The sequence below is a fragment of the Cupriavidus sp. U2 genome, from assembly GCF_009663685.2.
Taxonomy (GTDB): Bacteria; Pseudomonadota; Gammaproteobacteria; order Burkholderiales; family Burkholderiaceae; genus Cupriavidus; species Cupriavidus necator_C.
In genome coordinates, this window is sequence record NZ_RCOG02000032.1 from 452,812 (window position 1) to 472,026 (window position 19,215).

15 protein-coding genes and 3 tRNA genes are annotated in these 19,215 nt (G+C 64.9%); 8 read left to right on the forward strand and 10 right to left on the reverse strand.

Features of this window, described 5'->3' with window-relative positions; translation table 11 throughout:
* Nucleotides 1-50 precede the first annotated feature (50 nt).
* The 5 genes from D9X30_RS26275 to D9X30_RS26295 all read left to right on the forward strand — a co-directional run bounded on the left by D9X30_RS26275 (nt 51) and on the right by D9X30_RS26295 (nt 5,078).
* Nucleotides 51-896 carry a M90 family metallopeptidase gene (locus tag D9X30_RS26275; RefSeq protein WP_153945303.1) on the forward strand — a complete coding sequence of 282 codons (846 nt, stop codon included), beginning with the start codon at nt 51-53 and terminating at the stop codon, nt 894-896.
* A 169-nt stretch (nt 897-1,065) separates the two neighbouring features.
* Nucleotides 1,066-1,323 carry a type B 50S ribosomal protein L31 gene (locus D9X30_RS26280; RefSeq protein WP_061959698.1) on the forward strand — a complete coding sequence of 86 codons (258 nt, stop codon included), beginning with the start codon at nt 1,066-1,068 and terminating at the stop codon, nt 1,321-1,323.
* Nucleotides 1,324-1,479: 156 nt separating this feature from the next.
* On the forward strand, nt 1,480-3,264 hold the full coding sequence (locus D9X30_RS26285; RefSeq protein WP_153945304.1) for an ArnT family glycosyltransferase: 1,785 nt from the start codon (nt 1,480-1,482) through the stop codon (nt 3,262-3,264).
* Between the two features lie 81 nt (nt 3,265-3,345).
* On the forward strand, nt 3,346-4,728 hold the full coding sequence (locus tag D9X30_RS26290; protein WP_153945305.1) for an MATE family efflux transporter: 1,383 nt from the start codon (nt 3,346-3,348) through the stop codon (nt 4,726-4,728).
* Nucleotides 4,728-5,078 (forward strand): hypothetical protein, encoded by a 351-nt coding sequence (locus D9X30_RS26295; protein ID WP_153945306.1) that lies wholly within the window; start codon nt 4,728-4,730, stop codon nt 5,076-5,078. Before D9X30_RS26290 ends, D9X30_RS26295 begins: the two co-directional genes overlap by 1 nt.
* Before the next feature lie 3 nt (nt 5,079-5,081).
* Here the strand turns inward: D9X30_RS26295 and D9X30_RS26300 are convergent.
* The 4 genes from D9X30_RS26300 to gltX form a co-directional block, all read right to left on the reverse strand.
* A tRNA-Asp gene (locus tag D9X30_RS26300) sits at nt 5,082-5,158 on the reverse strand.
* A gap of 62 nt (nt 5,159-5,220) precedes the next feature.
* Nucleotides 5,221-5,296, reverse strand: a tRNA-Glu gene (locus tag D9X30_RS26305).
* 8 nt (nt 5,297-5,304) lie between these two features.
* Nucleotides 5,305-5,380 (reverse strand) — tRNA-Ala (locus D9X30_RS26310).
* Nucleotides 5,381-5,587: 207 nt separating this feature from the next.
* Nucleotides 5,588-6,985 (reverse strand): glutamate--tRNA ligase, encoded by a 1,398-nt coding sequence (gltX, locus tag D9X30_RS26315; protein ID WP_153945307.1) that lies wholly within the window; start codon nt 6,983-6,985, stop codon nt 5,588-5,590.
* 216 nt (nt 6,986-7,201) lie between these two features.
* Between gltX and D9X30_RS26320 the strand changes: the two genes are divergently transcribed.
* A complete protein-coding gene (locus tag D9X30_RS26320) occupies nt 7,202-8,161 on the forward strand; it encodes a patatin-like phospholipase family protein (RefSeq protein ID WP_153945308.1) in 960 nt (319 codons plus the stop codon).
* A 182-nt stretch (nt 8,162-8,343) separates the two neighbouring features.
* Here the strand turns inward: D9X30_RS26320 and D9X30_RS26325 are convergent, their stop codons facing one another.
* The 5 genes from D9X30_RS26325 to D9X30_RS26345 all read right to left on the reverse strand — a co-directional run bounded on the left by D9X30_RS26325 (nt 8,344) and on the right by D9X30_RS26345 (nt 15,120).
* Complete coding sequence (locus D9X30_RS26325) at nt 8,344-9,018, reverse strand: C40 family peptidase (protein WP_066734394.1); 675 nt, start codon at nt 9,016-9,018, stop codon at nt 8,344-8,346.
* A 347-nt stretch (nt 9,019-9,365) separates the two neighbouring features.
* Entirely contained in the window at nt 9,366-10,955 is a 1,590-nt protein-coding gene (locus tag D9X30_RS26330) for an ABC transporter ATP-binding protein (protein WP_502799697.1), read from the reverse strand.
* Nucleotides 10,956-11,032: 77 nt separating this feature from the next.
* Nucleotides 11,033-12,151: an ABC transporter permease gene (locus D9X30_RS26335; RefSeq protein WP_153945309.1), complete on the reverse strand. Its 1,119-nt coding sequence runs from the start codon at nt 12,149-12,151 to the stop codon at nt 11,033-11,035.
* Nucleotides 12,148-13,197 carry a microcin C ABC transporter permease YejB gene (locus D9X30_RS26340; RefSeq protein WP_153945310.1) on the reverse strand — a complete coding sequence of 350 codons (1,050 nt, stop codon included), beginning with the start codon at nt 13,195-13,197 and terminating at the stop codon, nt 12,148-12,150. The genes D9X30_RS26335 and D9X30_RS26340 overlap by 4 nt, the downstream gene beginning before the upstream one ends.
* Before the next feature lie 36 nt (nt 13,198-13,233).
* Complete coding sequence (locus tag D9X30_RS26345) at nt 13,234-15,120, reverse strand: extracellular solute-binding protein (protein ID WP_153945311.1); 1,887 nt, start codon at nt 15,118-15,120, stop codon at nt 13,234-13,236.
* A gap of 216 nt (nt 15,121-15,336) precedes the next feature.
* On the opposite strand from D9X30_RS26345, the gene fabI reads away from it, so the two are divergent.
* Nucleotides 15,337-16,119: an enoyl-ACP reductase FabI gene (gene fabI / locus D9X30_RS26350; protein WP_153945312.1), complete on the forward strand. Its 783-nt coding sequence runs from the start codon at nt 15,337-15,339 to the stop codon at nt 16,117-16,119.
* A gap of 88 nt (nt 16,120-16,207) precedes the next feature.
* On the opposite strand, the gene D9X30_RS26355 is transcribed toward fabI, so the two are convergent.
* On the reverse strand, nt 16,208-17,107 hold the full coding sequence (locus D9X30_RS26355; RefSeq protein ID WP_153945313.1) for a LysR family transcriptional regulator: 900 nt from the start codon (nt 17,105-17,107) through the stop codon (nt 16,208-16,210).
* 101 nt (nt 17,108-17,208) lie between these two features.
* Here D9X30_RS26355 and D9X30_RS26360 point away from each other — a divergent pair, with 101 nt between their 5' ends.
* Nucleotides 17,209-19,200: an alkyl/aryl-sulfatase gene (locus D9X30_RS26360; protein WP_153945314.1), complete on the forward strand. Its 1,992-nt coding sequence runs from the start codon at nt 17,209-17,211 to the stop codon at nt 19,198-19,200.
* The last annotated feature ends 15 nt before the right edge of the window (nt 19,201-19,215 follow it).

The window sequence follows — 19,215 nt, forward strand, 5'->3', positions numbered from 1 at the left end:
GCCTTTTTTCTTTTCCGATTCCGCTCCGACCCCGCATTCACGCCTTCGACATGTTCGGCAAACTGTCCAGCTACCTGCGCGCCCGCTCGCGCGAACGCAAGCTCGCGCACTACGCCATCCCGGATGACCTCTGGACCCGCACCGTGGCCGCCCTGCCGTTCGTCCAACGCTATGGCACCGACGACCTGGCCGCGCTGCGCGAACTGGCCACGCTGTTCATCGCCAGCAAGGAATATTCGACCGCCCACGAGCTGGAGCTGACCGACGAGATGGTGGTGGGCGTGGCCGTCCAGGCCTGCGTGCCGATCCTGAAGCTTGGCATCGAGTGGTATCGCGGCTGGCACGGCATCGTGCTGTATCCGGGCGAGTTTCTGATCCGCAAGACCGTCGAAGACGATATCGGCCTGGTGCATGGCGTGGAAGAGGAAGCCAGCGGCGAAGCCTGGGAGCACGGCCCGGTGATCCTGTCCTGGCAGGACGTCAACATGCCCGGATCGGGCGTCGACAATGGATCGGACTCATATAACGTGGTCATCCACGAGTTCGCCCACAAGCTGGACATGCTCGACGGCGAACCCGATGGCGTGCCGCCGTTCTCGCGCGTGCTGCATCCCGGCATCGATGCGGAACAGTGGGCCGAGTCCCTGCTCACGCAGTACGATGCGTTCGCCGACGCCTGCGAGGCGGTGCCGGATGCCAGCTGGGACCACCCGGCACGCCTGCCACCCCGGCTGCGCGTCATCGACCCGTATGGCTGCGAGGCGCCGAGCGAGTTTTTTGCCGTGGCGTCCGAGTCATTTTTCGTCGATCCGAAGGGCCTGCGCGAACACTGGCCGGCGCTCTATGCGGTGCTCGGCCAGTTCTACCGGCAGGACCCCGCTTCGAGTGCTACATAGATCACCAACAATCGCAGCGGCACACCGGAAATCGTGGCCCGGATATTGCCCAGGCTCTTGTTTTTCTGCCATAATCCCGGTTTGCCCGTTATCGGCAAGTGGTTCGCTCGTCGCAAGCAGGCTGCGGCACCACGGAGCGGACTGGCTACCCAACCTGAAAGGAAGCACCATGAAAGAAGGCATTCACCCGAATTATCGCGAAGTCCTGTTCCACGACGTGTCGAACGACTTCAAGTTCGTGACCCGCTCGACGATCCAGACCAAGGACACGATCGAACACGAAGGCAAGACCTACCCGCTGGCCAAGATCGAAGTGTCGTCGGAATCGCATCCGTTCTACACCGGCCAACAGAAGATCATGGACACGGCTGGCCGCGTCGAGAAGTTCCGCCAGAAGTTCGGCAGCAAGCTGGCCGCCAAGAAGTAATTGGCCGACGCTACCAAGCGACTGCGGCGCGCAACAGGACAGATGCTCCTGGCACGCGCAACCTGACAAAGAGGCAGCATCGGCTGCCTCTTTGCATTTGTGGCCCACAATAGCGTTTCGCGCACGCTCAACCAGGGCTACCCCGATTTTCCGCCGATGTCCCAAGCCACCAAGACCTCTCCCGTCCACCTGACCGCCGCCGCCACCGGCGCGCTGCCGCGCTATCTGCTGCTGGCGATCTGCATCATCTACGGACTGACCGGCCTGTTCGGCCGCGACCCGTGGAAGAACGAGGACGCCGCGGGATTCGGCGTGATGTGGCAACTCGGCTCGGGCAACCTGCAGGACTGGCTGATGCCCAATATCGTGGGCCGCCCGTTCAGCGAGGACGGCCCGCTGGTGTACTGGGTGGGCGGCCTGATGATCCGGCTGTTTGGCGGCTGGCTCGGTGCTCCCGACGCGTCCCGCCTGGCCACGGCGCTGTTCTATTTCGCCACCTGCGCCTTTATCTGGTATTCGACCTACCTGCTGGGCCGCCGCGACGAAGTCCAGCCGTTTGCCTTCGCCTTCGGCGGCCAGCCCGACGCACGGTCCTATGGCCGCGCGCTGGCCGACGGGGCGCTGCTGATTTTCCTGGCCTGCGTGGGCCTGGCCGTGCGCGGCCACGAGACCACCGCGCAGGTTGGACAGGTCTGCTTTATCGCGTTCATGCTGTACGGCATGGTGCGCAGCCTGGACAAGCCGGTTCAAGGCAGTCTCTGGTTCGGCGTGGGGCTGGCCGCGCTGTGCATGGCCAGCGGCCCGATTCTGGCCGCGGCGCTGCTGGCAGCGGCGCTGGTCGCCGGGGCCGTCTCGCAGCCAGTGCCGTCGAAGCGGTTGCTGACCATCGGCGTGCCCGTCGCGCTGGCGCTGGTTGCCGTCTGGATGGTCGTGGTCTACCTGGGCGCGGCCGACGCCGAAGACGGCGTGACCTATATCCGTGAGTGGGCGCGCTATGATCGCCGCACTTACGGCCTGCCGACGCTGCCCACCGCCGGTTTTATCGCGCGCAACTTCCTGTTGTTCGCCTGGCCGGTCTGGCCGATCGCGGCCTTTGCGTGGCTGTCGTGGCGCGGCATGCGGCGTGCGCCTCACATGGCGCTGCCACTGGCCATCCTGGGGATGCTGTTCCTGCTGCTGGTGCTGCAACGCAGCCCGGGCGACGTGCAGTTCATCCTGCTGCTGCCGCCGATGGCCATCCTGGCTGCGTTCGCGCTGCCCACGCTGCCGCGCGCGGCGATCAACGCGGTGGACTGGTTCGCCCTGCTCTTCTTCACGATCTTCGGCGGCACGGTGTGGTTCATGTGGATCGCCAAGACCACGGGCTGGCCGCCCAAGGTGGCCAACAACGTGTTCCGGCAGATTCCCGGCTTCGAGCACACGTTCACGATCAGCGCCGTTGTCATCGCACTGGCCGCCACGGTCGCCTGGGTGCTGGTCGTGCGCTGGCGGCTGTCACGCGCGCCCAAGCAGATCTGGCGCCCGGTGGTGATCTCGGCCGCCGGCACCACGCTGATGTGGGTCATGGCCATGACGCTGTGGCTGCCGTCGATCAACTACGGCAAGACCTACCGCGACGTGGCAAAAGCCGCCGCGCTGGCGCTGCCGTCCACGTACGAGTGCGTGCAGCCGATCCGCATGGGCGATGCGCAGCTTGCGTCGTTTGCGTACTTCGGCAATATCCGCTTCGGCGGCCCGGGCGACGGCTGCGACGTGCTGCTGCGCCACGATGCCGTGGACTACGGCGCGCCAAGCAATGTCTCGCACTTCGAATGGCGCCTGATCTGGGAAGGCCGGCGCCCGGCGGACCGTGACGAGCGGTTCCGGCTGTATCGACTGGTCGATACATCGCAAGCCAAGTCGGCGCAGGCCCCGGCGCGACGCCGTCTGCCACGGCAGTAATCCCTTCCCACGCGCGGGCGGCCAGCCGCCTGCGAACTGGCCCGGCCCCGCGCCGGGTGCGCCCCCAACCAACCTTTCACGATGAGCAGCGCGCTGCAGGACCTTCGTCGCATCGTTCACCTTGCCGCCCCGGTACTGGTCGGGCAACTGGCTGTCATCGCCTTCGGTGTCACGGACACCATCATGGCCGGTCAGGCCTCGGCCGCCGATCTGGCCGCGGTCGGGCTGGGCGGATCGATTTACGTCACCGTCTATATCAGCCTGATGGGCGTGCTGCAGGCGCTTGCGCCGGTCGCCGGCCAGCTCTACGGCGCTGGACGCACCGCCGAGATTGGCGTCGAAGTCCGCCAGGCCGCGTGGCTGGGACTGGCGCTGGCGATTCCCGGGATGCTGCTGTTGCTGTTCCCCGGTCCGCTGCTGACGTTCGCCCAGGCGCCGCCCGAGCTGGTGGACAAGGCGTCGCGCTACCTGCATATCGTGGCGTTCGGCCTGCCCGCAGGGCTGGCGTTCCGTATTTACATGGCGCTGAACAATGCGCTGTCGCGGCCGATCATGGTCACGGTGCTGCAGCTTGCCGGCCTGATACTCAAGGTGCCGCTCAATGCGTGGTTCATCCACGGCGGTTTTGGCGTTCCGGCGTTGGGCGGGCCTGGGTGCGCGCTGGCCTCCACGCTGATCAGCTGGACGTGGTGCCTGTCGGGGCTGGCCATCCTGCGGCTTGGGGCTGCCTACCAGCCGCTGGCCATTTTTGCGCGCTGGGAATGGCCTCGATGGGACCGTATCCGCCCGTTGCTGCGGCTCGGGGTGCCGATGGGCCTGACCTACCTGATCGAGATTACCTCGTTCACGCTGATGTCGATCTTCATTACGCGGCTCGGCACCGAAACGCTGGCCGGTCATCAGATCATCGCCAACCTGAGCGCGGTGGCATACATGATGCCGCTGTCGCTGTCGATTGCCACGTCCACGCTGGTGGCGCAAGCCATCGGCGCCCGCGACATGTGCGGCGCCCGACGCATTGGCTGGCGGGGCATCCGTTTTGGCGCCGGCCTGGCACTGTTCACTGGCGCGCTGCTGTGGCTATTCCGCGAGCCGCTGCTGCACGCCTACGCCAAGGACCCGGCCGTGGTTGCCAAGGCACTGCCGCTGATGCTCTTCGTGGCCTTCTACCAGGCCTTCGACGCCATCCAGGTGATGAGCGCGTTCATCCTTCGCGCGTACAAGATCGCATTGATTCCAACGCTGATCTATGCGGGCTCGCTATGGGGTGTCGGCCTCGGCGGCGGCTACGTGCTGGGCTTCGGCCTGATCGATGCCATGCCGGCCTTCACCCGTGGCGCAGCCGGATTCTGGATGGCGAACAGCATCAGCCTGGCCATCGCCGGGACGCTGCTGGTGCGCTACTTCAGGCAGGTGAGCCAGGTAAAGGCAGTCGGCGCAAGGGAGACGGCGAAGGTGGCGTGATGGCTCCGCGGTTGGGACGAAAAAAAAGCCTGCTTGCGCAGGCTTATTTAAAATTGGCGGAGCGGACGGGGCTCGCCTACATCCCGCAGGCCGCGGATTCGCTTGCACGCGAATCCCTTCTCGCCGCGCCGGGAGCAGGGCAGGCAGCTCCCTCCGCTCCTTATGGGCGAAAAAAAAGCCTGCTTGCGCAGGCTTTTTTAAAATTGGCGGAGCGGACGGGGCTCGCCTACATCCCGCAGGCCGCGGATTCGCTTGCACGCGAATCCCTTCTCGCCCCGCCGGGAGCTGCGCAGGCAGCTCCCTCCGCTCCTTATGGGCAAAAAAAAGCCTGCTTGCGCAGGCTTTTTTAAAATTGGCGGAGCGGACGGGGCTCGAACCCGCGACCCCCGGCGTGACAGGCCGGTATTCTAACCAACTGAACTACCGCTCCGTTTTCTGCTGTTATCCGGGAATCCCGGCTAACCGCTAGGCATTTGATTACGCCCGGCTGTTTGGCGTCCCCTAGGGGATTCGAACCCCTGTACTCACCGTGAAAGGGTGATGTCCTAGGCCTCTAGACGAAGGGGACAGAAACTTTGGTGGAGCTAAGCGGGATCGAACCGCTGACCTCTTGCATGCCATGCAAGCGCTCTCCCAGCTGAGCTATAGCCCCATAGTTACTGCCATTTACTACTGCTTGCCGCCAGATTTACTGCTTTCCGGCGAAGCGGCGATTATAAATCAATCACCATATTTTGCAAGCCCCTTTTTCCGGCTTTTCAACCGGGCTGCTTGACTTGCGTCGCGCAGCAGGGAGAAGGAGATTATGCTGAAGTCTCAGCCCGAGCGCAAGCCCCTGCCGAGACATTTCTGCACATTTTTATGCGGCGCCCAGACGACGCAGCACCGTATCGCGACCGAACAGCTCCAGAACGGCATCGATGCTCGGCGTCTGCAGCTGCCCTGCCACCAACAGGCGTACCGGCATGGCCAACTTCGGCATCTTCAGCCCGAACTCGGCCAGCACGGCCTTGAACGTGGCGTTGATGGCCTCGCGCTTCCACTCGGGCAACGCGGCAAGTTGCGTCGCCAGCGCCTGCAGCGCCGGCCGGATCTCGTCGGTCAGGTGCTCCGCCTTCAGCGCCGCGTCGGCCTGCGGCTCGCCGCGATAGAACAGCATCGCCGTCTGCGCCACTTCCTTCAGCGTGTTCGCACGGTCCTTGACCAGCGCCACCACGCCCACCAGATCCACGCCTTCCACCTTACCGCCCAGCGCCTCGATGAACGGACGCGTCAGGTCGGCCAGGCGCGCATTGTCGCCAGTCTTGATGTAATGGTTGTTCAGCCAGGCCAGCTTTTCGGGGTTGTACTGCGCCGGCGACTTGCCCAGGTGATCCAGGTCAAACCACTCCACGAACTGTTCGCGCGTGAAGATCTCTGCATCGCCGTGCGACCAGCCCAGCCGCGCCAGGTAGTTCAGCACCGCCTCGGGCAGGTAACCCTCGTCGCGGTAGCCGGTCACCGGCATCGCGCCGTGGCGCTTGCTCATCTTCTCGCCCTGCTCGTTCAGCACGGTCGGCAGGTGGGCGTACACCGGCTCTTTGCCACCCAGCGCGCGGATGATGTTGATCTGGCGGGGCGTGTTGTTGACGTGGTCGTCGCCACGGATCACGTGCGTGATCTTCATGTCGAGGTCGTCGATCACCACGCAGAAGTTGTACGTCGGCGTGCCGTCGGGGCGGGCGATCACCAGGTCATCGAGCTCTTCGTTCGAGATCTCGATGCGACCCTTCACGGCGTCGTCCCACACCACGCTGCCGCCTAGCGGATTCTTGAAGCGCACCACGGGCTGCACGCCGGCCGGCGGCTCGGGCAGGACCTTGCCCGGCTCCGGACGCCAGAAACCGTTGTAGCGCGGCTTTTCGCCGGCGGCGCGCTGGGCTTCGCGCAGCGCGTCCAGTTCCTCGGTGCTCATGTAGCAGTGGTAGGCCATGCCGTTGTCCAGCATCTCGCGCACAACCTGACGATACCGGTCCATGCGCTGCATCTGGTAGAACGGGCCCTCGTCGATATCGAGGTCCAGCCAGGCCATGCTTTCCAGGATCACATTCACCGCTTCCTCGGAAGACCGCTCGACGTCGGTATCCTCGATGCGCAGGATGAAATCGCCCTTCATGCGGCGGGCAAACGCCCACGGGTAGAGCGCGGAGCGGATGTTGCCTAGGTGGATAAAGCCGGTAGGGCTCGGCGCGAAGCGGGTGCGGACGCGTTGTGTCATGGTCGGGGAGAAACAAAAAAGCCCACGCACGGATGCGCGCAGGCCGGATTTCGCTGAACTTCTGAACGCTGCATTATACGCCCTGCCTGATTCCGGACTGACCACGGAATCATTTATGCTTGCCACCGGTCTGAATCCAGGCCGCGCACATCCGGTGACGCGATGCGCGCCTGCCGATGCCCGGCACATCACTTCCGCAAGCGTTTTCCACCCTCGATGCAACGACGACATTTTCTTGGCGCCTCGGCGGCCATGCTGCTGGCGGGCTGCGCGTTCGGCCCCAAGCCGACCACGCCGACCACCCCACCCACAACGCCCACAACGGCCGCCGTGCCCCCCGTGGCCACGCCGCCGCGGCCAATCCGGATTGGCCTGGCCCTGGGTGGCGGCGCCGCACGCGGCTTTGCCCATATCGGCGTCATCAAGGCGCTGGAAGCCCAGGGCATTCACGCCGATATCGTCACGGGCACCAGCGCGGGTTCGGTGGTGGCGGCGCTCTATGCCACCGGCATGGACGGCTTCCAGCTCAACAAGCTGGCACTGACGATGGACGAAGCGGCCATCGCCGACTGGGCCCTGCCCTTCGGCACCAAGTTTGGCGGCTGGCTCAAGGGCGAGGCGCTGCAGAACTACGTGAACCGGCTGGTCAAGAACCGGCCCATCGAGGCCATGAAGCTGCCGCTGGGCATCGTGGCCACCGACCTGAAGACCGGCGAGCGCATCGTGTTCCGGCGCGGCAATACGGGCCAGGCCGTGCGCGCGTCCAGCAGCGTGCCCGGTGTGTTCCAGCCGGTGTCGATTGCCGGCCACGATTACGTCGATGGCGGCCTGGTCGAACCGGTGCCGGTGGACGCGGCGCGCGAGATGGGTGCCGACTTCGTGATCGCCGTGAATATCTCCGCCGATCCGTCCAGCCAGAAGAACAACGGCCAGAGCGGCGTGCTGTTGCAGACCACCGCCATCATGGGCCAGTCGATCAACCGCATGGCGCTGTCCCGCGCCGACATCGTCATCCGCCCCGACCTGCCCGACATGGGCGGCAGCGACTTTACCTCGCGCAACCGGGCGATCCTGGCCGGCGAGCAGGCCACGTCGGCGGTGATCGGCGCACTGCGCGAGAAGCTGGCGGCGGCGCGACTGCGGCCCGCGCAGGCGGGCGCAATCGCCGTTCAATAGGAAGGTGCCGCCCGTCGGTTGTCACATGTCCTGTCACATGGATCGCCATATCTGACAGAAACCGTCACCGACGATGACAGAGGATGTCACCCTTTGGTGGGGTATTTGTCTTAAGACATGGCGGAAACGGGCAACAAAAAAGGACTGCCGAGGCAGTCCTTGTTGCTTGCGCGAACGATGCGTCAACCACCGAACATCGTACGGCCCTGGGCATTTGGATCGAAACGCTTGAGCGTCTCGATCATGCTGCCCGTATTTTCGACCGAGCCACGGGCCGAATCGTCGATGCGACGGGCGCCGTTGTAACGCGTGACCCAGTACGACGCACGCATGTCGTCAACGCGAATCTTGCTGCCGGTGGACGGCGCGTGCACGAACTTGTTGTCGCCGATATAGATGCCAACGTGCGAGAACGTATGGCGCATCGTGTTGAAGAACACGAGATCGCCCGGACGCAGCTCGTTAACCGCCACGGTGGTGCCTACCTGGCTCATTTCGACGGAACGGCGCGGCAACATGAAGCCGAAGGTGTCGTTGAACACGTAGCGGACAAACCCGCTGCAGTCCAGACCCGATTCGGGGCTGTTACCGCCGAAGCGATAACGCACGCCAATCAGGCCCAGCGCGTTCATGACCAGGTCGCCAGCCTTGCTGGCGACGTTGCTGGTGGAGTTCATCACCGACGACAGCAAGCCACGCTTGCCTTCCGGATGCGCATCCGCGTCAACGCGGGCCTCGATCCGGGCGTCGGGGTCCTTGAACACCGTATCCGCCAGCACTCCATTCGACACAGTCGCACCGCAGGCAATGGCAATTCCGATAGCGGCGCGCGCCAGGGAATGAAGTACCGTTTGCATTGGCTCTCCTGATGATCGGACAAAACTGACCGGCAAGTCAGACAAAGCCGGACAGCGTGAAAACATCAGGGCGGAACGTACGCAAGAAGTACGCCAGCGCGACTGCACCTGCCGCGTGCAACTTCGACCTTCCCCAAGGCCTGCATGCGGCGGACGAACCACCCCCGACAAAACTCATCGCGGGATAGTAAAGGACGCACCCTTGACGTGTCAAAGATGGTTACAACTTTCCCGCAAAGCGCCGCCAAATCAATGAATTAGCGTAAAAAACGTATTCTGTTTCTCGGAAACGCTATAAAGATTCCGTGTTACTTCGGCGTGACAAGGCGTACTGCGCTGCACATCATTCAGACTGCACCCAGCTGCGCGGCAGCCATCAGCTTTCTGGTATACGGATGCTGCGGCGCGCCGAGTACGGTCTCCGTCTCGCCTGACTCCACCACTTCACCGTTTTTCATGACGATGACTCGGTGCGCCATCGCACGAATCACCGCCAGATCGTGGCTGATGAACAGATAGCTGAGGTTGTACTTGTGTTGCAGCTGTGACAGCAGCGCCAGCACCTGCTGCTGGATCGACACATCAAGTGCAGAAGTCGGCTCATCCAGCACCAGCACCTGCGGCTTCAGGATCAGCACGCGCGCAATGGCAATGCGCTGGCGCTGGCCTCCCGAGAATTCGTGCGGATAACGGCCCAGCGCCGTGCGGTCCAGCCCCACCTCGCGCAGGGCCTCGATGACGCGTTCGCGCATGACTTCCTTCGTCAGCCCGGGCTGATGCAGCGCCAGCCCCTCGCCCACGATCTGCTCGATCGTCATGCGGGGAGACAGCGAGCCGAACGGGTCCTGGAACACCACCTGCATGCGCTTGCGCAGCCCGCTGCGTTCCTTCTGCGAGCATGCGTCGAAGCTGCGGCCCAGGAACTGGATGGCGCCGCTGCTCTTGCGCTGCAGCGCCAGCACCGCGTGCGCCAGCGTGGTCTTTCCCGACCCCGATTCGCCGACGATGCCCACGGTCTCGCCCTCGCGCAACTGCAGCGTGACGTCCTTGACCGCCGCAAACGCCTCCTTGCCGAACCAGCCGGCAATACCGGCCCGCTTCTTTTGATAGGTCACACACAGCGCGTCGGTTTCCAGCAGTACCGGCGCCAGCGGCACCAGCGGCAGCACTTCGCGCCGGGGCCGGCTGTCGATCAGCTTGCGGGTGTACGGATGATGCGGGTTGGCAAAGACCTCGGCAGTCTCGCCGGTTTCGACCAGCACGCCCTTTTCCATCACGCCGACCCGCTGCGCGAACGCGCGCACCATGTTCAGGTCGTGCGTGATCAGCATCACCGCCATGCCGAATTCGGCCTGCAGGCTGCGCAGCAGGTCCAGGATCTGGGCGCGGATCGTGACGTCGAGCGCCGTGGTCGGCTCGTCGGCCAGCAGCAGCTTGGGGCGACAGGCCAGCGCCATGGCGATCATCGCGCGCTGGCGCTGCCCGCCGGACAACTGGTGCGGAAAGCTGTTGAAGCGGTTGGCCGCGTCGCTGATGCCGGTGCGCTCCAGCAGCGCGATGGCGCGGTCGCGTGCGGCGCGGCGGTCCAGGCCCTCATGCAGCGCCAGTGTCTCCACGATCTGGTTGCCGATCGTATAGAGCGGGTTCAGTGCCGTCATCGGCTCCTGGAAGATCATCGCGATCTCGGACCCGCGGATGCCGCGCATCTCGCGATCGGATACCTGCAGCAGGTCCTTGCCCTCGAAGCGGATGGCGCCCTGGTAGCGCGCATCTTCCACCAGCCGAAGCATGGCCAGCGCCGTCACGGTCTTGCCCGAGCCGGACTCGCCCACCAGCGCATAGCGTTCCCCAGCACGCAGGTCGAAGCTGACATCGCGCACGGCGCGCGTGGCGTGCTCGCCTTCGCCAAAGGTCACGGACAGGCGATCCACGCACATCAGCTTGGTGCCGGGCGCCGGAATGTCAGCCGGGTCCGGAAATACCGGATTCACCGCCATGGCGGGATTTGCCGAGTTCATGACGTCGCCTCCGCCGCCGCGCCGCCGGCCGGCACCTTCGGCTCCACCCGGCCGCGCAACTGGGCCAGACCCAAGCGAGTGTCGAATGCATCACGCAGGGCGTCGCCCATGAACGTGAGCAGCAGCAGCGTGATCACCAGCACGGCAAACGTCGATAGCGAAATCCACCAGGCATCGAGGTTGGCCTTGCCCTGGGCCAGTAGTTCGCCCAGGCTCGGCGTGGTCGGCGGCACGCCCAGGCCCAGGAAATCGAGGCTGGTCAGCGCCAGGATGGCCGCGCTCATGCGGAACGGCAGGAACGTGATCACCGGCGTCAGGCTGTTCGGCAGGATATGGCGCCACATGATCTGCACGTTCGACAGGCCCAGCGCCCGGGCGGCCTTGACGTAGTCCAGCGACCGGTTGCGGTAGAACTCGGCGCGCACGTAGTCGGACAGGCCCATCCAGCCGAACAGCGACAGCAGGATGATCAGCAGCGCCAGGCTCGGCTCGAAGATCGACGCGAAGATGATCAGCAGGTAAAGCTCGGGCATCGAGCTCCAGATTTCGATGGCGCGCTGCGAGAACAGGTCGAAGCGGCCGCCGAAGAAGCCCATCAGCGCCCCGGTCAGCGTACCGATCAGCACGCCGATCACCGTCAGGGCCATGCCGAACAGCACCGACACCCGGAAGCCGTACAGCAGGCGCGCCAGCACGTCGCGGCCGCGGTCGTCGGTACCGAGCCAGTTGTCGGCCGACGGCGGCGCCGGGTTCGGCTCCTTGGCGAAATAGTTGATCGAATCGTAGGAATAGCGATTCAGCGGATAGAGGGCGAAGTTGCCGTTCGACGTGATCCGGTCCCGGATGAACGGGTCCAGGTAGTCGGCCCGCGTCGGAAAATCGCCATCAAACGTGGTCTCGGGATACGCCTTGACGATCGGGAAGTAGTACTCGCCCTTGTAGCGCACCACCAGCGGCCGGTCGCTCGAGAGCAGTTCGGCGCCCATGCTGACGACAAAGATGATCACGAACAGCACCAGGCTCCAGTAGCCCAGCCGGTTGCGGCGAAATCGCTGCCAGGCGCGCTGGCGCGGCGACAGCGAATGCGGCAGGCCGTTCTTGGCGGCAGCTTTCATCGGTGCATCCCCTCGAAATGGATGCGCGGATCCACCATGACGTAGCAAACGTCCGAAATCAGGCGCGTCACCAGCCCAATCAGCGTAAACAGGTACAGCGTGCCCAGCACCACCGGATAGTCGCGGCGCAGCACGGCCTCATAGGACAGCAGGCCCAGGCCGTCGAGCGAGAACAGCGTCTCGATCAGCAGCGAACCCGTGAAGAACGCGCCGATGAAGGCGGCCGGGAAGCCCGTGACCAGCGGAATCAGCGCATTGCGGAACACATGCTTCCACAGCACCCGGCGCTCCGACAAACCCTTGGCGCGGGCCGTCAGCACGTACTGCTTGCGGATTTCTTCCAGGAAGGCGTTCTTGGTCAGCATCGTCACCACGGCAAAGCTGCCCACCACCGAGGCCGTGATCGGGAGCACCAGGTGCCACAAATAGTCCATGACCTTGCCCATCAGCGACAGCTGGTCCCAGTCGTCGGACGTCAGCCCGCGCAGCGGGAACCACTGCACGAAGGTGCCGCCGCCGAATAGCACCAGCAGCAGCACGCCCAGCACGAAACCCGGGATGGCATAGCCCACCAGCACCACCATGCTGCTGATGACGTCGAACCGGCTGCCCGCCCGGATCGCCTTCGAGATGCCGAGCGGCACCGATATCAGATAAGTCAGAAAGAATGTCCAGAGCCCCAGGCTGATCGACACGGGCATCTTCGACTTGACCAGCTCCCAGACACTGCGGTGCTGGAAGTAGCTCTGGCCCAGGTCGAACTGGGCAAACCGCTTGAGCATCATGAAATAGCGTTCCAGCGGCGGCTTGTCGAAGCCGTAGAGGGCCTGGATTTCCTTGATCTTGTCGGGGTCCACGCCGCGCCGGCCACGGTATTCCGCCCCGCCGCCGCTGGCTTCCCCGCCGCCGCCCCGGCCCTTCATCTCCAGCATCATCTGCTCGACCGGGCCGCCGGGCACGAACTGGATCACGACAAAGGTAAGCGTCACCACCCCGACCAGCGTCGGGATCATCAGCAGGATGCGCTTCAGCAGATAGGCAAGCATTGGCCGTCCGATTGGGGGGATGACTGGAAGACTGGGTTACTGGGTCTTCGGCGCCAGGTCCTTGCGCCACCAGCTTGAAAGAATCCAGCCCTCCGCGGTGTAGAAGTACGGCAGGCGCGTGGGATACGCCAGTTCCTTGCGGTACGACACACGATGGAAAGCACTGTACCAGTTCGGCACGATGTAATAGCCGTGCATCAGCACGCGGTCCAGGGCGCGGCCCGCCGTGATCAGTTCGTCGCGGGTTTCGGCGTGCAGCACGGCGTCCACCAGCTTGTCCACGGCCGGCGACTTCAGGCCGAACAGGTTGTCCGATCCGGGCATGCCGGCGGCTTCGGCCGAAAAACGGTCGCGCAGCTCGTTGCCGGGGCTCTGCGAATCCGGGAAGCGGATCGACACCATGTCGAAGTCGAAATCCTCCAGCCGCTTCTGGTACAGGGCAAAGTCGGTGGTGCGCTGGTGCACCTCGATGCCGAGCTTTTCCAGGTTGCGCACGTAGGCCGTGATGACGCGGCTCATGGCGCCGCCGTCATCGAGGAATTCGAACACCATCGGCTCGCCCTTGGCGTTGCGCAGCGCGCCATCCTCGTAGGTCCAGCCGGCCTGGGCCAGCAGGCGTCGCGCGTCGCGCAGGTTGTCCCGCAGCGACCGGGGCGCATCGGTGCTGGGCTGCACCACGTCGGGGCCGAACACTTCCGCCGGCAACTGGGCGCGCAGCGGCTCCAGCAGCTTCAGCTCGCCAGCCCCGGGCCGACCGTCGAAGGTGGCGCTGGCGGCCAGTTCACTATTGGAGAACCAGCTGTCGAGCCGCTTGTAGGCCCCATAGAACAACTGGCGATTCAGCCATTCGAAATCCAGCGCCAGGATCAGGGCCTGGCGCACGCGGACGTCCTGGAACATCGGCTTGCGCATATTCATGACGAAGCCCTGCATGCCGGCGCCGTTGCGGTGCGGAAATTCGGTCTTGATCAGGCTGCCGTCCCGGAACTTGGTGCCGACATAGCTCTTGGCCCAGTTTTTCGACCGGTATTCGACGATGGCGTCGAACTCGCCCGCCTTGAACGCCTCCAGCTTGGCGGTCTCGTCCTTGTACAGCCGGTAGACCACGCGGTTGAAGTTGAACGTGCCGCGCCGTACGTTCAGGTTCTTGCCCCAGTAGTTCGGATCTCGCTGGAATACGATGCCGCGACCGGCGTCGTAGCGTTCGATCTTGTACGGGCCGCTGGTGATCGGATCCTCGAAGGTCAGCTTCTCGAACGGCACCTTGGCCGTCCATTTCTTCGAGAACACGGGCAACTGGCCAACGATCAGCGGCAATTCGGCGTTGCGCTGCTTGAAGTCAAAGCGGATCGAGCGTTCGCCGGTCACCACCACGGCCTTCACGTCGGTACACATGCTGCGGTAGCCCGGGCTGGCGGACTTGCTCATCAGCATGTCGTAGGAATACTTCACGTCGGCGGCCAGCACCGGATCGCCATTGACGAAGCGGGCCTCGGGGCGGATACGGAAGGTGACCGACAGCTGGTCGGGGGCCACCGTCACGTCGTCGGCCAGCAGGCCGTAGGCGCTGGCGGTCTCGTCGGCGCTGCTGATCAGCAGCGTCTCGAACATCAGCGAGGTCAGGCCCGGTGCGGCCGTGCCCTTCAGCGTGAACGGATTGAACTTGTCGAAGCTGGTGCGGCGGTCTGGATTGGCCAGCGTCAGCGTGCCGCCCTGGGGCGCATCGGCGTTGACATAGTCGAACTGGCCAAAATCGGGCGGATACTTGAGATCGCCGTGGAGCGCAAAGCCGTGCGCGCCATAGCCCAATGCGGGAAAACCCCAGCCCAGCACGATCGACAGTGCCAGCGCCCAATGCACTACCGCGCGTCGACGGAAGCACTGCCCTGCCGCCAGACGCGGCCAACGTGCATGAATCAGCATCCGGTTGCAGACCTCCACAATGCCCGAGACGGCCCGGCGGCTTGTGGCCGGGCGAAGTTGTGCGACAATTTTACATGCGTTCGGGTGGCGCCCAACCATCCGGACATTCCCTCTACGCGGCGCAACAAACAGCGGGGATTTGACTCTCCGCCATGCACCGGACACGGGCCAGTGCATGAAGCATGCCCGTCCCCCCACAAACAATCTGGAGAATTTATGGGATTTCTGGCAGGTAAGCGGATCCTGATCACGGGCTTGCTTTCGAACCGTTCCATCGCCTACGGCATTGCGTCGGCCTGCAAGCGCGAAGGCGCGGAGCTGGCCTTCACCTACGTGGGCGAGCGTTTCAAGGACCGCATCACGGACTTCGCCAAGGAATTCGGCTCGGACATGATCTTCGAATGCGACGTCGGCAGCGATGAACAGATCGCCGCCACGTTCGCCGCTTTGGGGCAGCGTTGGGAAAAATTCGACGGTCTGGTGCATTCGATCGGTTTTGCACCGCGCGAAGCCATCGCCGGCGACTTCCTCGAGGGCCTGTCGCGCGAGGGTTTCCGCATCGCGCATGACATCTCCGCCTACAGCTTCCCGGCACTGGCCAAGGCCGCTCTGCCGCTGCTGAACGACAAGGCGTCGCTGCTGACGCTGACGTACCTGGGCGCCGAGCGCGTCGTGCCGAACTACAACACGATGGGCCTGGCCAAGGCATCGCTGGAAGCCAGCGTGCGCTACCTGGCATCGGCCGTGGGCCCGAAGGGCATCCGTGCCAACGGCATCTCCGCGGGCCCGATCAAGACGCTGGCCGCGTCTGGCATCAAGGACTTCGGCAAGCTGCTCAAGCATTTCGAGGACGTGGCCCCGATGCGCCGCAACGTGACGATCGAGGAAGTCGGCAACGTCGCCGCCTTCCTGCTGTCGGACCTGTCCAGCGGCGTGACCGGCGAGATCACCTACGTCGACGGCGGCTACAACATCGTCGGCACGGCCGTCGAAGAGTAAGCAGCCAGATCCCGGCAGGCGGCACGTTGGTCCGCCGCAACGAGAAAGCGCTCCCCGGGGCGCTTTTTTGTTTGCCGCCGCCCCGTTTTCACGTCCGCGCGATGGCCTCGATCACGGCCACGGCGCGCTCGGCCGCCGGCGACAGCGTCCGCTGCGCGAGCCGGACGATCGCAAACTGCATCGTGATCTCGGGCAACTCCGGGATCTCCAGCGCGACGAGCCGGCCGGCTTCGACAAGTTCCTCGCGCACGGCCCGCGCGGGCGCCAGCAGCAGCGCATCGGCGTGCCGCACCAGGTGCGTCAGCGCGCGGAAATCGTTGCTTTCCACCTGGAACGGCAATGCCTCGCCCGGCTTGCAGCGCAGCAGCTTGCGCAGCCGTTCGTGGGTTTCCGGCGGGAAGACCACCGATACCAGTGCCGATTCGCGCAGCGTGGCCAGGCTCACGGGTCCTGCCGCCAGCGGATGCCCGGCCCGGGCATAGACCCCGCCGGGGCCGGCGGGCAGTCGTATGACTTCCAGCTCCGCGGCCGTGGGCACGGTGCTGTGCTCGACCACCACGAAATCCACCTGCTCGCCGTGCAAGGCGTCCAGCAACGCGGCGGGATGGCTGACTTCGGTCGTGATGCGCAGCTTTGGCCATTGCCGGTGCAATTGGCACAGCAGTTCCGGCAGCAGGATGGCCGCCGGAAACGCCCCCAGCCCGATCTGCACGCTGCCGATCTCGTGCTGCCGCACCAACGCCAGGTCGCGCGCCAGGCAGCCCGACTCGAACAGGATGCGCCGCGCGCGCTCGGTCACCATGCGGCCAACGGTGGTCAGCGTCACGCCACGCGCGCCCCGGTCGAACAGCACGGCGCCGGCCTCTTCCTCCAGCGCCTGAATGCTGCGCGTCAGCGCGGGCTGGCTCAGATGCACGCGCCGTGCCGCCGCAGCCAGCGAGCCTTCCTCCGCCACCGCCACCAGGTGTTCGAGCCGTTTCAGATTCATATATGCACCATTCGCATTGCTGCGATACGAAATTTGCAATTGAATTATAGGTGCGGCGCGCTTTCAATGGATGCCTTGCCCAACCGAGGAGTCGATTTCCCATGCGTCTTGCCCGCACCGCCATGCTGGCCGCAGCCGTTCTGGCGCTGCCCGCCGCGCCGGCCGCTTCGGCCGCCCCAGCTGGCCCGAACGCCGCCACGCCGCTGACCGAGCAATCGAATGCCGAATGGCTGCGCCGCCTGCCGTTCTCGGACCGCGCCGATTTCGAGGACGCCCGGCGCGGGCTGGTGGCGCGCTTTCCGGAGTCCGCCATCAAGACCGCGGACGGCAAGGTGGCGTGGGATTTCAACGCCTACGCGTTCGAATCGGCGGCGGACGCGCCAAAAACCGTCAATCCCAGCCTGTGGCGACTGGCGCAGCTGAACAACGAAGCGGGGCTGTTCAAGGTCACCGACCGCGTGTACCAGCTGCGCGGCGCGGACATCGCCAACATGAACATCATCGAAGGCGATACCGGTCTGATCGTGATCGACACGCTGCTGACCGCCGAGACCGCCCGCGCCGCGCTGGACCTGTACTATGCCCACCGCCCCCGCAAGCCGGTGGTGGCGGTGATCTACACCCATAGCCACGTCGACCACTTCGGCGGCGTGCGCGGCATCGTCAACGAAGCCGATGTCAAGAGCGGCAAGGTGGAGATCCTGGCGCCAAGCGGCTTCATGGACGAAGCGGTCAGCGAGAACGTGCTGGCCGGTAGCGCCATGAGCCGCCGCGCGCAGTACATGTATGGCACGCAGCTGCCGAAAAGCGCCACAGGCCAGGTCGATACCGGCCTGGGCAAGGCCACGGCACGCGGCACCATGACGCTGCTGGCGCCCACGTCGTCGATCACCAGGCCGATCGAGTCCCGGCGCATCGATGGCGTGGACTTCGAATTCCAGCTGACGCCCGGCACCGAGGCGCCGGCGGAGATGAATGTCTACCTGCCGCAGTTCCGCACGCTGTGCATGGCCGAGAACGCCGTGCGCACCCAGCACAACGTGCTGACGCTGCGCGGCGCGCAGGTGCGCGATGCCAAGGGCTGGTCGTACTTCCTGGGCCAGGCGCTACTGCGCTACGGCGAGCGCACCGACATCCTGATCGGCCAGCATCACTGGCCCACCTGGGGCCGCGAGCGCATCGTCGAAATGCTATCTGACCAGCGCGACATGTACGCCTACCTGAACGACCAGGCGCTGCGCCTGATGAACCAGGGCTACACGCCGCTGGACATCGCCGATCAGCTAAAAACCCTGCCGCAGCCGCTGGCCAGCAAATGGTATGCGCGCGACTACTACGGGTCGGTCAGCCACAATGTTCGCGCGGTGTACCAGCGATATCTGGGCTTCTATGACGGCAACCCGGCCCACCTGAATCCGCTGCCGCCCGAGCAGGCCGCCCGGAAGACCATCGAATGGATGGGCGGCCCCGACGCCGTGCTGGCCCGCCTGCGCGACGCCTACGCGCGGGGCGAGTACCGCTGGGTCAGCCAGATCGGCAACGAACTGGTATTCGCCGATCCGTCCAACGCCGCCGCCCGCGCGCTGCAGGCCGACGCGCTGGAGCAGCTGGGCTACCAGAGCGAGAACGCCACCTGGCGCAATATCTATCTGACCGGCGCCCAGGAATTGCGCGATGGCGTGGCCAGGCCGTCCACCACGGGTACCAGTTCGTCGGACCTGGTCCGCGCGCTGAGCGTGCCGAACTTCTTCGATTTCCTGGCGGTCCGCCTGAACGCCGACAAGGCAGCCGGCAAGACCCTGACGCTGAACTGGCAATTCACCGACCTCAAGCAACGCTATGCCATGACGCTGCGCAACAGCGCGCTGACCTACGTGGCAGAGGCCCAGCACGCGCAGCCCAACGCCACGGTTTCGCTGACCAAGGCCACGCTGGACCAGATCAGCCTGAAACAGCTGACGCTGCCGCAGGCCATGCAGTCGGGCGCGGTCCGGATAGACGGCAATCCGCAGGCCGTGGCAGGCCTGTTCGGCATGCTCGACACGTTCGACCCGAACTTCAATATCGTGACGCCGCACGGCTTCCAGAAATAAGCCCCCCACAAGAAC

Bases quoted from the DNA above. Each gene is read 5' to 3' on its own strand.
- D9X30_RS26275 (WP_153945303.1), top strand. From the start codon at position 51: ATGTTCGGCAAACTGTCCAGCTACCTGCGCGCCCGCTCGCGCGAACGC.
- D9X30_RS26325 (WP_066734394.1), bottom strand. From the start codon at position 9,018: ATGCAAACGGTACTTCATTCCCTGGCGCGCGCCGCTATCGGAATTGCC.
- gltX (WP_153945307.1), bottom strand. From the start codon at position 6,985: ATGACACAACGCGTCCGCACCCGCTTCGCGCCGAGCCCTACCGGCTTT.
- D9X30_RS26360 (WP_153945314.1), top strand. From the start codon at position 17,209: ATGCGTCTTGCCCGCACCGCCATGCTGGCCGCAGCCGTTCTGGCGCTG.
- D9X30_RS26285 (WP_153945304.1), top strand. From the start codon at position 1,480: ATGTCCCAAGCCACCAAGACCTCTCCCGTCCACCTGACCGCCGCCGCC.
- D9X30_RS26330 (WP_502799697.1), bottom strand. From the start codon at position 10,955: ATGTGCGTGGATCGCCTGTCCGTGACCTTTGGCGAAGGCGAGCACGCC.
- D9X30_RS26320 (WP_153945308.1), top strand. From the start codon at position 7,202: ATGCAACGACGACATTTTCTTGGCGCCTCGGCGGCCATGCTGCTGGCG.
- D9X30_RS26280 (WP_061959698.1), top strand. From the start codon at position 1,066: ATGAAAGAAGGCATTCACCCGAATTATCGCGAAGTCCTGTTCCACGAC.
- D9X30_RS26335 (WP_153945309.1), bottom strand. From the start codon at position 12,151: ATGAAAGCTGCCGCCAAGAACGGCCTGCCGCATTCGCTGTCGCCGCGC.
- D9X30_RS26290 (WP_153945305.1), top strand. From the start codon at position 3,346: ATGAGCAGCGCGCTGCAGGACCTTCGTCGCATCGTTCACCTTGCCGCC.
- D9X30_RS26355 (WP_153945313.1), bottom strand. From the start codon at position 17,107: ATGAATCTGAAACGGCTCGAACACCTGGTGGCGGTGGCGGAGGAAGGC.
- D9X30_RS26345 (WP_153945311.1), bottom strand. From the start codon at position 15,120: ATGCTGATTCATGCACGTTGGCCGCGTCTGGCGGCAGGGCAGTGCTTC.
- fabI (WP_153945312.1), top strand. From the start codon at position 15,337: ATGGGATTTCTGGCAGGTAAGCGGATCCTGATCACGGGCTTGCTTTCG.
- D9X30_RS26295 (WP_153945306.1), top strand. From the start codon at position 4,728: ATGGCTCCGCGGTTGGGACGAAAAAAAAGCCTGCTTGCGCAGGCTTAT.
- D9X30_RS26340 (WP_153945310.1), bottom strand. From the start codon at position 13,197: ATGCTTGCCTATCTGCTGAAGCGCATCCTGCTGATGATCCCGACGCTG.